18 protein-coding genes are annotated in these 18400 nt (G+C 28.3%); 2 read left to right on the forward strand and 16 right to left on the reverse strand.

Annotated features, from left to right (window positions below; all coding sequences use genetic code 11):
* Positions 1-229: 229 nt before the first annotated feature.
* The 11 genes from pgsA to ABCP60_RS10270 all read right to left on the reverse strand — a co-directional run bounded on the left by pgsA (position 230) and on the right by ABCP60_RS10270 (position 13697).
* Positions 230-772 carry a CDP-diacylglycerol--glycerol-3-phosphate 3-phosphatidyltransferase gene (pgsA, locus tag ABCP60_RS10220; protein ID WP_092924794.1) on the reverse strand — a complete coding sequence of 181 codons (543 nt, stop codon included), beginning with the start codon at positions 770-772 and terminating at the stop codon, positions 230-232.
* The gene (gene rimO, locus ABCP60_RS10225; protein ID WP_343101702.1) at positions 773-2095 is read right to left on the reverse strand and encodes a 30S ribosomal protein S12 methylthiotransferase RimO; all 1323 of its coding nucleotides are present in this window, start codon (positions 2093-2095) and stop codon (positions 773-775) included.
* A 2-nt stretch (positions 2096-2097) separates the two neighbouring features.
* Positions 2098-3153, reverse strand: a complete 1056-nt coding sequence (gene mnmH / locus ABCP60_RS10230; RefSeq protein WP_343101703.1) for a tRNA 2-selenouridine(34) synthase MnmH — start codon at positions 3151-3153, stop codon at positions 2098-2100.
* Between the two features lie 2 nt (positions 3154-3155).
* Positions 3156-5549 carry a DNA translocase FtsK gene (locus ABCP60_RS10235; protein ID WP_240275662.1) on the reverse strand — a complete coding sequence of 798 codons (2394 nt, stop codon included), beginning with the start codon at positions 5547-5549 and terminating at the stop codon, positions 3156-3158.
* A gap of 117 nt (positions 5550-5666) precedes the next feature.
* A complete protein-coding gene (locus tag ABCP60_RS10240; RefSeq protein ID WP_176579613.1) occupies positions 5667-6455 on the reverse strand; it encodes an ATP-dependent Clp protease proteolytic subunit in 789 nt (262 codons plus the stop codon).
* Positions 6456-6614: 159 nt separating this feature from the next.
* Complete coding sequence (dapG, locus tag ABCP60_RS10245) at positions 6615-7829, reverse strand: aspartate kinase (protein ID WP_343101704.1); 1215 nt, start codon at positions 7827-7829, stop codon at positions 6615-6617.
* Positions 7830-7838: 9 nt separating this feature from the next.
* Positions 7839-8084, reverse strand: coding sequence for a YlmC/YmxH family sporulation protein (locus ABCP60_RS10250; protein ID WP_092924784.1), 246 nt, complete (start codon positions 8082-8084; stop codon positions 7839-7841).
* Positions 8085-8254: 170 nt separating this feature from the next.
* A complete protein-coding gene (locus ABCP60_RS10255; RefSeq protein ID WP_092924782.1) occupies positions 8255-9496 on the reverse strand; it encodes a pitrilysin family protein in 1242 nt (413 codons plus the stop codon).
* Positions 9497-9690: 194 nt separating this feature from the next.
* A complete protein-coding gene (locus ABCP60_RS10260; protein ID WP_240275661.1) occupies positions 9691-10422 on the reverse strand; it encodes a polysaccharide deacetylase family protein in 732 nt (243 codons plus the stop codon).
* Between the two features lie 174 nt (positions 10423-10596).
* On the reverse strand, positions 10597-12702 hold the full coding sequence (gene pnp, locus ABCP60_RS10265; protein WP_092924780.1) for a polyribonucleotide nucleotidyltransferase: 2106 nt from the start codon (positions 12700-12702) through the stop codon (positions 10597-10599).
* 254 nt (positions 12703-12956) lie between these two features.
* Positions 12957-13697, reverse strand: a complete 741-nt coding sequence (locus ABCP60_RS10270; RefSeq protein ID WP_343101705.1) for a tyrosine-protein phosphatase — start codon at positions 13695-13697, stop codon at positions 12957-12959.
* Between the two features lie 187 nt (positions 13698-13884).
* Here ABCP60_RS10270 and ABCP60_RS10275 point away from each other — a divergent pair, with 187 nt between their 5' ends.
* On the forward strand, positions 13885-14250 hold the full coding sequence (locus ABCP60_RS10275) for a metalloregulator ArsR/SmtB family transcription factor (protein ID WP_343101706.1): 366 nt from the start codon (positions 13885-13887) through the stop codon (positions 14248-14250).
* A gap of 2 nt (positions 14251-14252) precedes the next feature.
* Positions 14253-14624 (forward strand): NifB/NifX family molybdenum-iron cluster-binding protein, encoded by a 372-nt coding sequence (locus tag ABCP60_RS10280; RefSeq protein WP_343101707.1) that lies wholly within the window; start codon positions 14253-14255, stop codon positions 14622-14624.
* A 175-nt stretch (positions 14625-14799) separates the two neighbouring features.
* Here ABCP60_RS10280 and rpsO read toward each other — a convergent pair whose 3' ends face one another.
* From rpsO to rbfA, 5 genes are all read right to left on the reverse strand, one after another.
* Complete coding sequence (gene rpsO / locus ABCP60_RS10285) at positions 14800-15054, reverse strand: 30S ribosomal protein S15 (protein ID WP_092924772.1); 255 nt, start codon at positions 15052-15054, stop codon at positions 14800-14802.
* An 84-nt stretch (positions 15055-15138) separates the two neighbouring features.
* Complete coding sequence (locus ABCP60_RS10290; RefSeq protein WP_092924770.1) at positions 15139-16083, reverse strand: bifunctional riboflavin kinase/FAD synthetase; 945 nt, start codon at positions 16081-16083, stop codon at positions 15139-15141.
* Positions 16084-16119: 36 nt separating this feature from the next.
* Positions 16120-17028, reverse strand: a complete 909-nt coding sequence (truB, locus tag ABCP60_RS10295) for a tRNA pseudouridine(55) synthase TruB (RefSeq protein ID WP_343101708.1) — start codon at positions 17026-17028, stop codon at positions 16120-16122.
* 12 nt (positions 17029-17040) lie between these two features.
* A complete protein-coding gene (locus tag ABCP60_RS10300; protein ID WP_343101709.1) occupies positions 17041-18015 on the reverse strand; it encodes a bifunctional oligoribonuclease/PAP phosphatase NrnA in 975 nt (324 codons plus the stop codon).
* Positions 18005-18391, reverse strand: a complete 387-nt coding sequence (rbfA, locus tag ABCP60_RS10305; RefSeq protein ID WP_092924764.1) for a 30S ribosome-binding factor RbfA — start codon at positions 18389-18391, stop codon at positions 18005-18007. Before rbfA ends, ABCP60_RS10300 begins: the two co-directional genes overlap by 11 nt.
* Positions 18392-18400 lie beyond the last annotated feature (9 nt).

An 18400-nucleotide genomic window follows, 5' to 3' on the forward strand; every position in this document is an offset into this window, starting at 1 on the left:
TACAGTCAATTAATAAAAATTTGTTTTTACATTTATATTATTTTCCTATATTTAAATTTTACCATACTAATTTTATTTATAAACCTTTATTTACATTTTTATACATTTTATATAAAACTTATGTTTTAGTATAACTTGTATCTGTGTAAATTAATATTTACACTTTAGCTTATATTTAAAACTGTATTTTGTATAAAGTAAAAAGCGGGCAGTTTATGCCCACTTTTTATTATTTACTATTCATGAATAATTCTTTATTTTTATATAAGTATTCCCATCCTGAGTAAAGTGTTAGAAGTGTTGCTATTAATATAGATATATCTCCTATCATAATTAATAGTGAATTGTTAAAGTTTGCTCCTAATAATAATACTATTATAGCTACCATTTGGCTTATAGTCTTTAACTTTCCTCCTCCACTAGCTGCTATTACTTTTCCATCAGCTGCTGCTATTGCTCTTAGTATACTTACTGTTAGCTCTCTCGCTACTATTATTATTACCATCCAACTTGCTACTAAGCCACTTTCTATCATACATATTAATGCTGATAAAACTAATAACTTATCTGCAAGTGGATCCATAAATTTCCCAAAGTCTGTAACTAGATTATGCTTTCTTGCTATGTGTCCATCCATAGCATCTGTTATTGATGCTACTACAAATATTATACAAGCTATTAAATATTTGTTAGGTATGTTAAGTAACATTACTATTATAAATACTGGTATTAAGAATATCCTAAATAAAGTTAATTTATTTGGTAAATTCATTTATAATACATCTCCCATTAAATCATATTCTAAAGCTTTATCTATTTTTACTTTTACAAAATCCCCTATATTAAGTTGATTTTCAGATTTTGCGTAAACTATACTATCTATTTCTTCTGCATCACCTTGAGTTCTACCTATATATACCTTATCTTCTATTTGTTCTTCTATTAAAACTTCGTAAGTATTTCCTACTTTAGCTTCATTTAATTCTTGAGATATTTTTTGTTGTTCTAACATTAGTTTATCTCTTCTTTGTTCTTTTATCTCTTGTTCTATATGATTAGGTAATTTATCTGCTGGCGTATCTTCTTCTCTTGAATATGCAAATGCACCTAATCTATCAAATTTAACTTCTTTTGCAAATTCTACAACTTCATTAAAATCTTCTTCAGTTTCACCTGGGAATCCTACTATTATAGTTGTTCTTATTGTAGCATCTGGTATATGCTTTCTTATCATTTCTATTTTAGATAATATATCTTCTTTAGTTGTTTTTCTATTCATTAGCTTTAGTATTCTGTTACTTGCATGTTGTATAGGCATATCAAAGTAGTTACATATATTATCATATTTTTTCATTACCATAACTAATTCTTCGCTTATTGATTCTGGGTAAGAATACATTACTCTTATCCACTTTATGCCTTCTACTTTAGCTAATTCTTCTAGTAAAGTTGGTAACATTTCTTTGTTGTATAAATCAAATCCATACTTAGTTGTATCTTGTGCTATAACTACTAATTCTTTAACACCTCTAGCTGCTAAATCTTTAGCCTCTTTAACTATATCTTCCATTTTTCTACTTCTATATTTACCTCTTAATTTTGGTATTATACAGTAAGTACAATGGTTGTCACAACCTTCACCTATTTTTAGGTATGCCATATGATTTGGAGTTGTAACATATCTTGGTAATTCTTCGTTGAAAGCAAATTCTATATCATTTAAGCTAACAACTTGCTTTTCTTTTTCTAAGTCTTTTATTATTTCGTCTATTTGTTGATAACTTCCTGTACCTACTATTGCATCTATTTCAGGTATTTCTGCTTTTAATTCTTCTGAATATCTTTGTGCTAAACATCCTGTTACTATAAGTATCTTTAGATTTCCATCTACTTTGTATTGTGCTAAGTCAAGAATAGTATCTATTGATTCTTGCTTTGCTGATTCTATAAATCCACATGTATTTACAAGTATTATATCAGCCTCAGAAAAATCACCTACTAACTTATAACCTTTTCTATTTAGTATTCCCATCATTATTTCTGCATCTACTAAGTTTTTCGAACATCCTAGTGATTCTAGTGCTATCTTTAACATCTTTATTGCTCCTTTTTTGCCTTCTCGTGATATTTTATGCTTTCATTTAGTCCTTTAGTCATATCATCAAAGTTTATAACTTGATTATATTTATACTTATCAACCGAATGCATATATAAAGGGTCATAATACTCTACTAAATATCTTTCTACTAATTCCTCGTATTTTCCTTCATCTAATAGATTAATATATTCATCTACTCTCTTATGACCTAATCTTTTTCTAAATTTATTTATACAATCTTTTAAAGTTTGTATGTTTTCTTCTTTATTTTTTTGATTATGTATATAATCTCTACATAATCTTTTAACTCTATTTTCAGTACTACATTCTAATAATATATGATGACCATCTCTTATAATAGCATCATATATTTCATTAGGTACACAAACATGACCTACTCTTTTACTTTCACTTTCTATAAATATATAATCTGAGTTTGAGTAAAATAATTCTTCAAATATTTTAGTTTCGAATTTCTTTTGACTTGGTGGTTTTTGGTCAAATGTTATAAATCCAAATGTAGAACCACTATTTTTAGCTATTCCTTCTAGATCTATATTGTCTATGTTATTTTCTTCTAACATTTTAAGTAAGTCGGTTTTTCCGACTCCCGTAAGTCCATGAACTACTATAAATTCTTTTGTATTCATTATATTTCTTAGATAATCTAATACATAATTTCTATAAGCTTTATATCCACCTTCTAATTGGTATACATTTATGCCTAGAGAAGAAACTAAGTTAACTACCGATCCACTTCTCATTCCTCCTCTAGCACAATAAACTACTACATTGTCATGATTTTTTGCAGCTTCTAATACATTAAGATATATATCTTTTAATTTATATCCAACATAATCAAATCCTATTTTTATAGCTTCATGTTTTCCTTGCATTTTATATATAGTACCTACTTCATTATGTTCATTGTCTTTAAATAATGGCATGCTAAATGCATCTAATATATTATCTTCTTCATGCTCTGATTCAGTTCTTACATCTATAAAAACTACATTTTCTAACTTAAGTGCGTCTTCTATCTTTATTGTCTTCAATTTTACTCACCTTCTAAACTTTGTAAGTCTTGTTTGCTTATTAATACTTTTCTTGGTTTGCTTCCTTCACTTGGTCCAACTATACCTCTTTCTTCCATAGAATCTATAAGTCTTGCTGCTCTATTAAATCCTATTTTAAACTTTCTTTGTAACATAGATGATGACCCTTGGCCACTTTCAACTATAAATTCTATAGCTTCACTTAATAGCTCATCTTCATCACTTGATTTTGCTATATTAGCTTTTGATATAGTCTCCATTATATCTTCTTCATACTTTATTTCATTGCCACTAACTTGTGATTTTACAAAGTCTATAACTCTTTCAGATTCACCTTCTGATATAAATGCTCCTTGAAGTCTAACAGGTTTTGCTGCTCCTAATGGATAGAATAGCATATCACCTTTACCTAATAGTTTTTCGGCTCCACCCATATCAAGTATAGTTCTTGAATCTGTTTGTGATGAAACAGCAAATGCTATTCTAGATGGTATGTTAGCTTTTATAACTCCTGTTATAACGTCAACAGATGGTCTTTGTGTTGCTACTATTAAATGCATTCCAGCTGCTCTTGCCATCTGTGCTAATCTACATATATAATCTTCCACATCATTTGAACTTACCATCATTAAATCTGCAAGCTCATCTATTATTATTACTATCTTAGGAAGTTTTTCTTCTGCCTTTTGATTGTAACTTGTTATATCTTTTACTTGTGCTCCTGCAAATAACTTGTATCTTCTATTCATTTCTGTAACTGCCCAGTTAAGTGCATTAGCAGCTTTTTTAGGATCTGTAACTACTGGTATAAGTAGATGTGGTATTCCATTATAATTTGCAAGCTCAACGACTTTAGGGTCTATAAGTAATAACTTTACTTCATCTGGCTTTGCTTTGTAAAGTATGCTACTTATTAGTGTATTTACACATACACTTTTTCCTGAACCTGTTGACCCTGCTATTAACATATGAGGCATTTTTCCTATATCTGCTATTACAGTTTTTCCTGCTATATCTTTACCTAGTGCCATAGCAAGTGGAGATTCAAAGTTTCTAAACTCTTCACTTTCTAATACTTCACGAATTCCTACCATTTGTGCATTTTCATTTGGCACTTCTATACCTATTGCACTTTTACCTGGTATTGGAGCTTCCATTCTTATACTTTTAGCAGCTAAGCTTAGTGCTATATCATCTGTTAGATTTACTATTTTACTAACCTTAACTCCTGGGCTTGGCTGTATTTCATATCTAGTTATAGTAGGTCCTACTGTAACTTGATTAACCTTTGCTTCAACTCCAAAATCAGATAAAGTCTTTTCTAAAAGAGATGCGTTTTTAAGTACTTTTTTTCTTCCTCCATCATCACTTTTTTTATCTATTTTGTTTAAAAGGTTAAAGCTTGGCATTTTATAGTTTTCATAACTCATATTTGAAGCTACATTTATATCTTGAGTTTTCTCCATATCGGAATTGAATGTTTTAGATGTTTTTATAGGTTGTTCCTTTACATCTTCTACAACTCCTGTTTTAAAGCTTTGTAATTCCTTTATTGTATCTAATTCTGGAATATTTTGAGTACCTTCTAATATTTCTAGGTATTCATCTTCTGCCTTATTAAACCCAACTATTTTTATAGTTTTATCTCCTATATCATCTTCGTCTTGGTCTATTACATATTCTTCCTCTTCTTTAGAGTTTTTAGACATAAAGCCTTTAAATAGACCTTTTTTATCAACCATAGTTTCTTCATCTACTTCTTCTGTCATCATATCTATTGCTGATTTTTTCATATTAGATACTTTTTCTTTTAAGTTTAGGTTTCCATTTTTAGCACTTGATGATTTTGCTTTTATGTTTAATATTAAATCTTTAACTGATATGTTAAAGATAAATAATATAGTCATTACAAGTGCAAATATACTTATCATCCATCCACCAGTTAATCCAAACATTTTAACGATATAGTAAGTTATAGTGGTAGATACAAGTCCACTTCCTTCTCCACTTACCCCCATATCCATAACACCTTTAATCATGTCTGAGCTTAAAGGAGAATCTACAGGTAAACTTTTTGCATTTAATAATCCATAGAATATAAACATAAATAATATTACTACATAGTATGTTTTAGTATTTTTTAATCTATATATATATTCGTTGCCTTCAAAGAATCCAAGTATCCCTATAATAATTACTATAAATGGTATTATTACAGAAAGAGAACCAAATAATCCTTTAAATAAAGATTGCATCATAGATCCTATAAATCCCATTGAACTTGAATTTAAACTATATAATAAAAATATACCTATAAATATAGTTACCAAATTATGATATTCCTGATTAAAGCTTAATTTCTTTTCTTTTTTCTTGCTTTTTTTCTTTTTAGCCACTCATCTCACCTCTTATCTTACTTTAAGTATATCATAGCAAAAAGTGTTAATGCCTTAACACTAACACTTTTATTTTATCATTTAATTATATCATACAACATATATTTATAACAATTTTTATTTATCTTGATTCTTTTCATCTTCTTTTATAAGTTCTTTTAACTTACTTAATGCTTCTTTTAATCCTCCAACTTCATTTATAAGCCCAACATCTACAGCTTCTTTTCCTATTAATACACTTCCAACGTCATTTACAAGTTCGTCTTTTGAGTGCATTATCCTGTCTAATTCATCTCTATCTATATTAGAAGTTCTAGTTATGAAATTACTTATTCTTTCTTGCATTTTTTTAAAGTATTCAAAAGTTTCATTTACTCCTATTACAAGTCCGTTAGTTCTTATAGGATGAACTATCATGGTAGCAGTTGGTGCTATAAATGAATAGTCTCCTGCAGTTGCAAGAGGAACTCCTATACTATGACTTCCTCCAAGTACTAATGTTACTACTTTTTTAGAAATGCTATTTAAAAGTTCTGCTATAGCAAGACCTGCTTCTACATCTCCTCCTACTGTATTTAATATGACAAGTATGCCTTTAGTGTCTGCATTTTCTTCTACTGAATAAAGCATTGGTATTATATGTTCATATTTAGTTGATTTTTTTTGAGGATTTCCTACGTAGTGACCTTCTATCTCTCCTATTATAGTTATACATTGTATATCTTTTTTAGGCTGTGGTGGCATATCAGGCACACCCATTTGTTTTATATTTTGTATATCTTTAGTTTCATTTACTGGATTTTCTTCATTTTCATTTTTTATTTGTAATGTACTTTTTTCTCTACCTCTATCACGGCTAAATTCTATATGATTATTGTAGTTAATGTTATCTTCATAATATCTCATGTATGTAATACTCCTCTCAAACTCTGCTTTCATGTTATTTTGTCCAAATATATGCAAAAAATTCTTTAAGCATTTAGTTTTAAAGTATTACACTTATTAATTTTAATATAATTTTTGTATTTAGTCATTTTTTATTGTATATTAGGTATTTTTACTTGATTAGTTTAAGTGAAATTCATTATGAATTGCATGCACTGACTTTGATATATCATTACTATCTACTAAACAAGATATTGTCATACTAGAATCAGATGTTTGAAGTAATGGTATATTTTCTTTTGATAAAGCTTTTACTAATCTTGACATAACTCCTGGTATGCCATTTATCTTAGCACCTATTAAAGTTACTTTTGCGCAATTTTTTCTTATGGAATATTCTATGTTTGATTTTTTAAGTATATTTTCAAGTTGCTCTATATACTCTTCTTCTACTACAAATGCTTTTTCTTCTATAAAAAAGTTTATCATATCTATACTTATGTTTTCTTTTTCTATATCATTTAATATATTTGTAAAGTCATCTTCACTTGCTTTTATTTTAACTTGTTCTACTTTATCCTTGTGAGCTACAGCTGTCATTAGGCTATTTTTTACTTCATACTCCATATATTCCCTTTGGCACTCTGTACATATTCTAGTTCCTGCAAACTCTGGATTTAATGTATTTTTTATTGAAAGTGTTATATTTGCACTCCTTGCAAGAGATACTGCTCTTGGGTGTATAACTTTAGCTCCTTTTTCTGCCATTTGAAATACTTCTTCATAATCTATACAATCTAATACCTTAGCATCAGGTTCTATTCTTGGGTCTGCTGTCATTATTCCATCTACATCTGTATATATCTCAACCCTAGAACAGTTTAATGCTTTTCCTATTGCAACAGCTGATGTATCACTACCCCCTCTTCCTAGTGTTGTTATTTCTCCATCTTCTGTTTTACCTTGGAATCCAGCTATTACTACTACATTGTTATCATTTAACTCTTTTAATATTCTTTCTGTATTTATATCTAATATTTTTGCATCTGAAAAATTATTAGTTGTTATTATTCCAGCTTGATATCCTGTCAAGAAAGTAGCCTTTATATTTCTAACCTGTAACATATTTGTAAGTACAGTTCCTGATATTATTTCGCCACAGCTCATTATCATATCTAGTTCTCTTTTGTTTGGTTGATCGTTTATTTCACTTAATAAAGAAATTAATGTATCTGTTGCATATGGTGAACCCTTTCTTCCCATAGCTGATACTACTACAACTAGCTTTAAATCCTTATAAGTTTCTTTATATGCTTTTATTATTTTGCATACCTCATTCATTTTTTCGTAAGATCCAACTGATGTACCACCAAATTTTTGAACTAAGATTTCCATAATGCCCCCCTAGTATATTCCGTCATATTCAATTATTATCATATCATTTCCTATTTTTCTAACATTTCTCCAAGGTACTTCAAGTACTGATTTATCCTTTCTAATACCAAAGAATCCTTTTTCCCTTGGTATTAATAATGCTAGTATCTCTCCTGTAGTTTCATCTATTATCATGTCACACTCTCCAATTACACCTAATCTTTCTCCTGTAACTAGATTTACTATTTCTTTACCTGCTATTTCAGATAAATTCATGTTTATCCCCCCATTTTTTCTTTTATAGTAAAATATCTCAAAGCATTTTGTAATATAAAAGTAAGTTAAATATTAGTTCACTTTTATATGATTATATTTACCTTAATTTTTATATTAATTTTAATCAACTTTGAGATATTCTTCATTCGTTTATTTTATTGTTTAAAGTATTATAGCTTTATGTTTTCTACATCTCTACCAACTATACATACTCCTATTTTATCTAAATTAAATACTTTATCTATTACCTTTTTTATAGTTTCTCTATCTATATTATCTATAGATTTTAATATTTCATCACTATTTCTTACCTTTTTATTTAGTAGCATTGCCTTACCTATTGCCATCATTCTGCTACTTGTACTTTCTAGACCTAGCATATAACTTCCCTTTAATTGTTCTTTAGTTAATCTTATCTCTTCATCACTTAGGTAATTGTTTTTAAGATCTTTTATTTCCTCTATAACTAAATTATATACTTCTTCTAGATTTTCGTTACTCATACTAGCAAATATTCCTAACTCTCCACATTGTCTATATAAACTTTGAGATGAATATATTGAATAAACTAATCCCTCTTCTTCTCTTATCTTTTGGAATAGCCTAGAACTAATGCTTCCTCCAAATATAGTGTTTATTATAGCTAATGCATAGGCTTCTTCTGTTTCTTCAGATGCTATAGCTTCTAAACCAATTGCTAGATTAACTTGTTCAGTATCTTTATTTTTCGTTATATAAGTATTTTTAAAATCTGCCTTAGTAAAGTTTATATCTACTTCTTTTTTATTCCATGATTTAAACTTATCTTCTATTTCTTTTACTATTTCTTCAAAATTAAAGTTTCCACATATAGATATTACTGAATTATTAGGTACATAATAATTGCCAAAATACTCTTCTATTTCTTTTTTGTTTATATCAAATAAAGACTTTTCTGTCCCTATTATGTTGTATCCTAAAGAATGCCCTTTATATATTCCTTCACTCAATAAGTCATAAGCTAAATCTTCTGGAGAATCTTCATACATCTTTAATTCTTCAAGTATTACTAATCTTTCTTTATCTATATCAGTTTGATTAAACAGTGGATTTAACATCATATCACTTAATATGTCTATTCCTTTATTTATATGAGAATCTAATAATTTAACGTAATAACATGTACATTCTTTGCTTGTAAAAGCATTTATTTGTCCACCTAAATTATCTATCTCATTTGCAATATCTTTTGAAGTTCTATTTTTAGTGCCTTTAAATAGCATATGTTCTATAAAGTGAGATATACCACTTATTTTCTCATCCTCTATTCTTGAACCTGCGTTTATCCATACCCCTAGTGCAATAGACTTTAAATAAGGTATCTCTTCACCTATTATTGTTAGTCCATTATCTAATACGTGTGTTTTATACATACTTCCCTCCATTTATAATGTCATTTTATAATTTAATATATTTATAAAGTTTTTTATTTTTACTTAGTGCTTTACATGAGATATGTAGTAAATATCTATACCCTAATATAAAAAATCTAAATATTAGTAGTTTTTATTAAACTACATGTATTAAATTATAAGTTACTATTTTTATTTATTCAACTATTACTATCCTAAAATACATCACTTAGCTTACCTGGTTTTAACCCCTTGTCCCTAATTATATTTATAATATCATCTACACATTGGACTGTTGCATTTGTTGGATGCATTAAAACTATACTATTATCTACTATGTCTTTTTTCTTAATTCTTTCAATTATAACATCTGGTTCTTCTCTATTTTTCCAGTCTATTGTGTCTATATCCCACTTTATAGATGTATATCCCATTTCTTTTGCTGCTTTTACAGTGTTGTCCCCAAATGAACCTGATGGAGCTTGGAAAAATCTAGTTTCTTCCTTTATTATATCTTCTATTATTTTCTTAGATGTTTTTATTTGCTCTAAATTTTCTTCATAAGATAAATTTGCATAGTCTAAATGTTTATGTCCATGGTTTCCTATTTCATGTCCTTCTTCCTTAATTTTTAGAAGTAATTCTTTATTGTTTTCTGCCCATCTACCAGTTACATTAAAAGTTATCTTTACATCTTCTTTTTTTAGTGCTTCTAGTATTCCCTCTACATATTCACTTTCCCATCCTAGGTCTACGTTGCAAGTTAATGCAACGTATCCACTTTTAACTTTTGTTCCTTGGTAGTATGGCTGATTTGCTACATCTAAGTTTAAGGTTGGTTTTGTCTCTCTTTTCATAAAGTATAACCCAGAAATTACAATTAATATAACTGCTATTAATCCTATAATGACTTTTTTTAATTTTTTCTTATTGATTACTATCATCATAATAGTTTTCCCCCTAATCAAGCCTTAATTATGTACAACTTCTTATATATTTTATTAGGTTGTATTAATATTTATGACTCTATTTCTTTGAGATTATTTTTGTATTGTATATTACTTTTAATCAAACAAAAAGACTGTAGAAAATTAGTTCTACAGTCTTTTTGTATTAATATATTATTTTTCTTCTTTTTTCTCAGGCTTTGGTAAAAGTACTTTTCTAGATAAGTTTACTCTTCCTTTTTCATCTATTTCAGTTACTTTAACTTCTACTTCATCTCCTATGTTTAGTACATCTTCAACTTTAGCTACTCTTTCGTGTGCTATATGAGATATATGAAGTAATCCTTCTTTTCCTGGAAGTATTTCAACAAATGCTCCAAAGTTCATTATTCTAGTTACTTTACCAGTATAAGTTTTTCCAACTTCAGCTTCAGCAACTATATCATTTATAAGCTTTTGAGCAAGTTTTATCATATCAGCATCTATTCCTGCTATGAATACTTCTCCTGTTTGTTCTATATCTATTTTAACTCCAGTTTCATCTATTATCTTAGTTATAACCTTTCCACCAGGTCCTATAACGTCTCTTATCTTATCTGGGTTTATATTCATTGTTACTATCTTAGGTGCATACTTAGATAATTCAGGTTTTGGCTCACTTATTGTCTTTCTCATTTCATTAAGTATGTGTATTCTACCAGCTTTAGCTTGAGTTAATGCATCTCTTAGTACTTGCTCATCTATACCAGCTATTTTTATATCCATTTGTATAGCTGTTATACCTTTTTCAGTACCTGCAACTTTAAAGTCCATATCTCCTAAGTGGTCTTCCATACCTTGTATATCTGAAAGTACTGCTACTTTATTGTCATGCTTTATAAGACCCATTGCAATTCCTGCTACCATATCTTTTATAGGAACACCAGCGTCAAGTAGTGATAATGTTGAACCACAAACACTACCTTGAGAAGTTGAACCATTTGAGCTAAGTACCTCAGATACAACTCTTATTGCATATGGGAATTCTTCTTTAGATGGTAATACTGGAAGTAAAGCTCTTTCAGCTAAAGCTCCGTGACCTATTTCTCTTCTTCCTGGACCTCTTGATGGTCTAGCTTCACCAACACTGTATGCTGGGAAGTTGTAGTGATGCATATATCTTTTACTTTCTTCTTCATCAAGTCCGTCAAGTATTTGAACATCTCCTAAAGCTCCAAGTGTAGCTATAGACATTACTTGAGTTTGACCTCTTGTGAATAATCCAGAACCATGAGCTCTTGGTATAAATCCATTATCACACCATATAGGTCTTATTTCATTTAACTTTCTGTTGTCTGGTCTTACATTTTCATGTACTATTAATTTTCTTACTTCTTCTTTTATTATAGCGTGAAGAGTTTCTTCTATATCTTGTTCAAATTCTTCAGCTATTTCTGCAAAATGTTCAAAAGTTTCAGCTTTAACAGCATCCATCTTTTCCATTCTTTCTAACTTTTCAAATGTTTTTATAGCCTTAGCCATTTTTTCGCTTGCAAATTCACGAACAGCTTTTTCTACATCTTCATCTATTTGATGAAGTACAACTTCCATTTTTTCTTTTCCAACTTCAGCTACTATTTGTTCTATAAATTCAACTATCTTTTTGATTTCTTCATGAGCAAACAATATAGCTTCAAGCATTAATTCATCTGGTATTTCTTCAGCCCCTGCTTCAACCATCATTATAGCATCTTTAGTTCCTGATACTACAAGGTGCATAGAACTCTTTTCTCTTTCCTCTGCTGTTGGATTTACAACAAATGCCCCGTCAACAAGTCCTATTAAAACAGAACCAGTTGGTCCATTAAATGGTATATCAGATATAGATAATGCTACTGAAGAACCTATCATTGCTACTATATCAGGAGTACAGTCTTGATCTACTGATAAAACTGTTGCAACTACTTGTACATCATTTCTAAATCCTTTAGGGAATAAAGGTCTTATAGGTCTATCTATAAGTCTTGATGTAAGTATAGCCTTTTCTGATGGCTTTCCTTCTCTTTTTAAGAATCCTCCTGGTATTTTACCTACTGAATATAATCTTTCTTCATAATCTACACTTAGTGGGAAGAAATCTATTCCATCTCTTGGTGCAGAAGACTTAGATACGTTAACCATTACCATCGTATCTCCGTATCTAAGTATAGCACTACCACTAGCAAGTTCTGCTATTTTTCCTATTTCAACAGAAAGTTCTCTCCCTGCTAAATCCATTTTAAATATTTTATGTTCAAACATTAATTGCTTGCCTCCTCTTTAAAAAACACGTTTATCATCCTATGTATTATATTATCAAAAATAGTATAAATTAACAACATAAAAGTAATTTACTATATTTGAGATAGCTTTGTTTAAATAACCTATTATTAATTTATTATTTACTTATTGATATAAATTTAGTCATATATGTTTTAATCAATTAATATATTCTTTTTAAATAAAAAGTCTGTGTTTAACTTAAAATACTTTAAGTCAAATACAGACTTTTTATATTAATATAAATATCTATCTCTTAATTCTTTTAGATCTTCTACTGTTAATCCAAATTCATTGTATAAATATTCTTCTGTAGTTTTATAATCTTCATCTATTCTTCTAAATGCTTCGTTTATATAATCTTCATTTACACCAAATAAATATTTTAATTTTTCCTCAGGAACATTTTTTAACTCAGGTTGTACTTTCATTATCTCTTCTATAGCCTCTTGTGCTGATTGATTGCTTTTTAAATAATCTTTTATTATATCTTCTCTACTTACACCTAATATCATTAAAATTATAGCACATCCTACTCCAGTTCTATCTTTTCCTGCTGTACAGTGAGTTAAAATTGGTAGGTTATTTTCATCTCTAATAAGTTCAACTAATCTTTTATATGATTTGTTATTTACTGGTAAATCATAATATCTTTCTTTTAACATATTAAAAGCATTTTCATTTTCAAACATATTTAATAACATTTCTTTGACAGATCCAAACTTAGCCGCGCTCATATCATCCATATTCATAGCAGATACTCTTATGTACTCTATATTTTCTATTTCTTCTGTTGGATTTTCTTTACTTTCTTCTTCGCTTCTATAATCAAATACTAACTTTATGTTTAAATCTCTTAATGTCTGTATATCATCACTACTTAAATTAGCTAAATTTCCAGATCTGAAAAATAATCCTTTTTTTACAGTTCTTCCATCTGACGACTTACATCCTCCAATGTCTCTAAAGTTTATCAAAACTTATCCCTCCTTATCATTTACATTTGATACATACCCTAAATAATTATAATAAAACATAGGTATAATTTTCTATAAAAATCACATTTTAGAAATATATTTTATATAAATTTTTAAGTATACTTGAAATATTTAATTAAGAGTACTATAATCTAATTAAGTAATCACTTAACTAAAAGGAGTGAACATGAATAATTTAGCTAAAGTATTTAAGGCACTAAGTGATGAAACAAGACTTAAAGTTCTTTTGTTAGTTTCAAAAAGAGATATTTGTCAAAAAGGAATCTCTAGGTACTTAGGTATAACTGATTCATCAGTATCTCAGCACATAAAGGTTTTAAAGGAAGCTGAGATAATAAGAGGATATAAAGAAGGATACTACGTTTTTTATCATATTAATGAAAATGTTTTTAATGAATGTATATCATTTTTTAATTCTCTAGGAAATATTAATGAAAACTTATTAGATTTATCAAACATTAATCTTATAAGTACAGACTGCAGTACTAACTGCAGATCTATAAAAAAATGTTGTAAAAGAAGGGATGTTTAATTATGAAAATTTGTATGCCAGTAGAAGTAAATGAAGGTCTTTTAAGTAAGCCATTTGGACACTTTGGTTCAGCTCCAATGTTTTTAGTTTACGACTTAGAATCTAATGAAGTGTCTGCTTTAGATAATGGAGATTTAGGTCATGAACATGGAAAATGCCAACCTATAAAAGCTTTATCAGGAAATGTTGTAGATGCAGTTATAGTTGGTGGTATAGGTCAAGGTGCTATAGTTAAATTAAATTCTATGGGAATAAAAGTATATAAGGCTTTAGGAGCTACTTTAAAAGAAAATATAGATTTATTCAATGAAAACAAATTAAATGAATTCCCAAGTAATCACACATGCTCTCATGATGGATGCAACCATCATTAGAATATAAGTTTTGCATAATTATCAACATATAAAAGCCTCTTATTAAATATTTAATAAGAGGCTTTTTATATAATTCTTAACTGTAATAGTTACCCACAGTTTTTAAAGTATAATAATTTTCTTAAATGAAAAAAGTTATCTCTTACGAGATAACTTTTTATATATAGAAAAATTATTATTTTCTTAATCCTAACTTAGCTATTAACGCTCTGTATCCTTCTAAGTCTCTGTCTTTTAAGTAAGCTAATAAGTTTCTTCTTCTACCAACCATCTTTAAAAGACCTCTTCTTGAGTGGTGATCTTTTTTGTGGATTTTTAAGTGGTCGTTTAATTCGTTTATTCTAGCTGTTAATAAAGCTATTTGTACTTCTGGAGAACCAGTATCTCCTTCACTTCTTCCGAATTCTTTTATTATTTCTAATTTGTTCATTTGAATACCTCCATAATATTTAAAAATCGCCTATTACTAAGCACGAATTGGAGTAATTCTATGCCGAGTAATGGTTTACTCCAACTATTTTACCATACATTCACTAATATTGCAAACATAGTTTTCTCTTACATAGTTGGTATCTTTTTTCAATTGTTGTTTTAGTTCTTCTAAGGATGAAAACTTACGCTCATCTCTAATTCTTTCTAAAAACTCAACTTTTATAATCTTGCCATATATATCTTCATTAAAATCTAATATATTAGTTTCTATTGATAGCTTATCCCCATTTACAGTAGGATTAAAGCCTATATTTGTTGCGCCATAGTAAGTATTACCATCAATATATACTTTTGTTGCATATATACCATTTTTAGGTATTATCATATTTTTATCGCCTTGAATATTAGCTGTTGGAAAACCTATAGTTCTTCCAAGTTTTTTAGCGTGTATAACTTCTCCTTTTATTTCATAGTTATGTCCTAAATATTTTTTTACTTTAGATACTTGTCCATCTTTTATAAGATTTCTTATATAAGTACTGCTAACTCTTATATTATCTATTTTTATAGGATTTACTATATCTAGTTCAAAGTTATACTCACTACATAGTTCTTTTAATAAATTTACATTTCCTTCTTTATTTTTTGCAAATGTAAAATCATATCCAACTATTATTTTCTTAACGCCTAACTTATCTATTAAGATGTCTTTTACAAACTCTCTTGGAGATATTTTAGTCATATATTCATCAAAAGGTATACTTATTATTAAATCTATACCCATATCTTTTATTCTTTGTTCTTTTTCTTTATTACTTATAATATTTTTTATTGAGTTTTTTATAAAATAATTTGCTGGATGGTTGTCAAAGGTAAATACTACACTTTTTATATTGTTTTTAAATCCATATTCTACTGCCTTTTTTACTAAGACTTGATGACCTTTATGAAGACCATCAAAGTTACCAATTGTAACTACACTTTTATTTATGTTTTGTATTTTATCTATAGATTTTATAATATCCATAATGAGTCCCCACTGAATTATAGTATTTTTTTAGTTTTATACTATAAATAGTTTATCACTCTTTACACTTATTTCGCTACCTTTTTTAATTAATTTACCACTACCTAAAAATTCACCTTCACAGTAAACTCTTACAATTTCATCATTTTTATTGAAATCTTTTTGTGTAAATCTTCTTTCATCTATTATTCCACCATTTACATAATACTTTCTTGCATTAGGGTGTATAGATAGACTGTTAAAATTTGATAATACGTAGTCTATGTCATATAAATGTTCTTCTAAAGTGTTATTTTCCTTGTATTCTTGTAATTGTTCTAAAGTTATAGCATTTTCTAGATTAAATTTACCTGAAGATGTTCTAAGTAAGAAAGACATATGGCCTCCACAACCTAAAACTTTTCCTATATCATAGCATATACTTCTAACATAAGTTCCTTTTGAACACATTACATAAAACATTATCTTATTATCATTTATGCTAAGTATTTCTAATTTTTTAATATTTACTGGTCTAGTCTTTAGCTTTATTTCATCTGCTCTTCCGCTTCTAACTAAATCACACATTCTTTTTCCATTTACCTTAAGTGCAGAATAAATTGGAGGTAACTGATCTATATGTCCTCTTTGAGTTTCAAAAGCTTTTTCTATTTCTTCTTTAGTGTAGCTAAAGTTATCAACTCTATCTATTATCTCTCCTGAAGAATCGTAAGTGTCTGTTGTTATACCAAGAGTTAATTCACAAATATAGCTCTTATCTTTATTTAGTATAAGTTCACTTACTTTAGTTGCTTTTCCTATACATATAGGTAATACCCCTGCCGCATCTGGGTCAAGGGTACCTGTATGTCCAACTTTCTTTATATTTAAGGTTCTTCTTACTACACTAACAACATCATGAGATGTCATTCCTGTAGGTTTTATTATGTTTACTATTTTGTTCATGTCTTTATCACCTTAGATTGTTTTTAATACAGCTTCTAATACCTGTTTTTTTGCATTTTCAACACTATCATATATAGTGCATCCTGCTGCCTTTACGTGCCCTCCACCATTAAAGCTTTGTGCTATAAGGCTTACATCTACATAATTTTTAGATCTTAAGCTTACTTTTACTTCATTTTCTTTTTTCTCTTTAAGAAGTATTCCAACTTCTACTCCTTCTATATCTCTAGTATAAGATGTTATTCCATCTACATCATTGAAGCTTATTATGTTATTTTTTAACATTTCTTTTGTTATACATATACTAGCGACTTTTTCATTAACTATATCTAAAGTATTTAAAGCTTCTCCTAATAACTTGTAATAGTTGTATGGATTACTTTGAAATACCTTTTGGATTATCATATCTCTTTTAGCACCTTTTATAAGTAGTTCTTTTGCCATTTCAAAACTACTTGGATGAGTGTTTGAATATGAGAAGTTTCCAGTATCTGTTGCAAGGCCTGTATATAAGGCTGTTGCTATTTTTTCATCTATTAAGTCTATGTTTTTAGTTTCACTATATCTTACTAATAAATTGTATACTAACTCACAAGTAGATGATGCATTTATATCTATGTAATTAAAATCTCCATAATTATCATTACTTGCGTGATGATCTATACATATAACTTTATTAGCATTATTTATTATTTCTTCTTCTAAACATATTCTTTTTTTATCTCCGCAATCAAGGGCTATTAATGAATAGTTGCTTTCATTAAATTCATTAGATTTAAGTATGTTTATATCTTCAACTAAAAATTCTAAATTTCTAGGTGCATTATCATCTAAAACATAGTAAACGTTTTTACCTAGCTTTTTTAAGCTATAATACATTCCTAGAGTTGAACCTATATTATCACCATCAGGACTAATATGAGAAGTGACAACAAAATTATCACTTCCATTTATATAATCTATTATATTGTCTAGATTACTCTTCATCAAACATTTCCTCGTCTATTTCATTTGCAGTTTTTCCTTCATTGACTTTTTTAATCAATGTATCCATATACATTCCATTTTTTATAGAATCGTCAACTTTGAATATTATTTGAGGAGTATGTCTTAATTTAACATTTCTACTTACTTCTCTTCTAATGTAGTTTACTGCACTTCTTAGTCCTGTTAATGTAGATTCTTCATCTCCGCCTAGTATACTTATATATACGTATGCATAACTTAAGTCACTTGTAACTTCAACATCAGTTACACTTACCATAGAGTTTATTCTAGGATCTTTTATTCCACTTATAAGCATTGTACTTATAACTTTTTTTATTTCTTCTGCTATTCTTTTTGTTCTGCTATATGATGCCATAAATATCGA

Source organism: Romboutsia sp. MSSM.1001216sp_RTP31141st1_G3_RTP31141_220114 (assembly GCF_039031195.1).
In the GTDB taxonomy this organism is placed as follows: Bacteria; Bacillota; Clostridia; order Peptostreptococcales; family Peptostreptococcaceae; genus Romboutsia_C; species Romboutsia_C hominis.

Excerpts from the sequence above, each read along its gene's own strand:
- rbfA (WP_092924764.1), bottom strand. The coding sequence starts at position 18,391 with ATGGCATCATATAGCAGAACAAAAAGAATAGCAGAAGAAATAAAAAAA.
- ABCP60_RS10275 (WP_343101706.1), top strand. The coding sequence starts at position 13,885 with ATGAATAATTTAGCTAAAGTATTTAAGGCACTAAGTGATGAAACAAGA.
- rimO (WP_343101702.1), bottom strand. The coding sequence starts at position 2,095 with ATGTTAAAGATAGCACTAGAATCACTAGGATGTTCGAAAAACTTAGTA.
- ABCP60_RS10260 (WP_240275661.1), bottom strand. The coding sequence starts at position 10,422 with ATGATGATAGTAATCAATAAGAAAAAATTAAAAAAAGTCATTATAGGA.
- ABCP60_RS10255 (WP_092924782.1), bottom strand. The coding sequence starts at position 9,496 with ATGTATAAAACACACGTATTAGATAATGGACTAACAATAATAGGTGAA.
- dapG (WP_343101704.1), bottom strand. The coding sequence starts at position 7,829 with ATGGAAATCTTAGTTCAAAAATTTGGTGGTACATCAGTTGGATCTTAC.
- pgsA (WP_092924794.1), bottom strand. The coding sequence starts at position 772 with ATGAATTTACCAAATAAATTAACTTTATTTAGGATATTCTTAATACCA.
- ABCP60_RS10280 (WP_343101707.1), top strand. The coding sequence starts at position 14,253 with ATGAAAATTTGTATGCCAGTAGAAGTAAATGAAGGTCTTTTAAGTAAG.
- ABCP60_RS10300 (WP_343101709.1), bottom strand. The coding sequence starts at position 18,015 with ATGAAGAGTAATCTAGACAATATAATAGATTATATAAATGGAAGTGAT.
- pnp (WP_092924780.1), bottom strand. The coding sequence starts at position 12,702 with ATGTTTGAACATAAAATATTTAAAATGGATTTAGCAGGGAGAGAACTT.
- rpsO (WP_092924772.1), bottom strand. The coding sequence starts at position 15,054 with ATGAACAAATTAGAAATAATAAAAGAATTCGGAAGAAGTGAAGGAGAT.
- ABCP60_RS10290 (WP_092924770.1), bottom strand. The coding sequence starts at position 16,083 with ATGGATATTATAAAATCTATAGATAAAATACAAAACATAAATAAAAGT.
- ABCP60_RS10250 (WP_092924784.1), bottom strand. The coding sequence starts at position 8,084 with ATGAATTTATCTGAAATAGCAGGTAAAGAAATAGTAAATCTAGTTACA.
- ABCP60_RS10240 (WP_176579613.1), bottom strand. The coding sequence starts at position 6,455 with ATGAGATATTATGAAGATAACATTAACTACAATAATCATATAGAATTT.
- truB (WP_343101708.1), bottom strand. The coding sequence starts at position 17,028 with ATGAACAAAATAGTAAACATAATAAAACCTACAGGAATGACATCTCAT.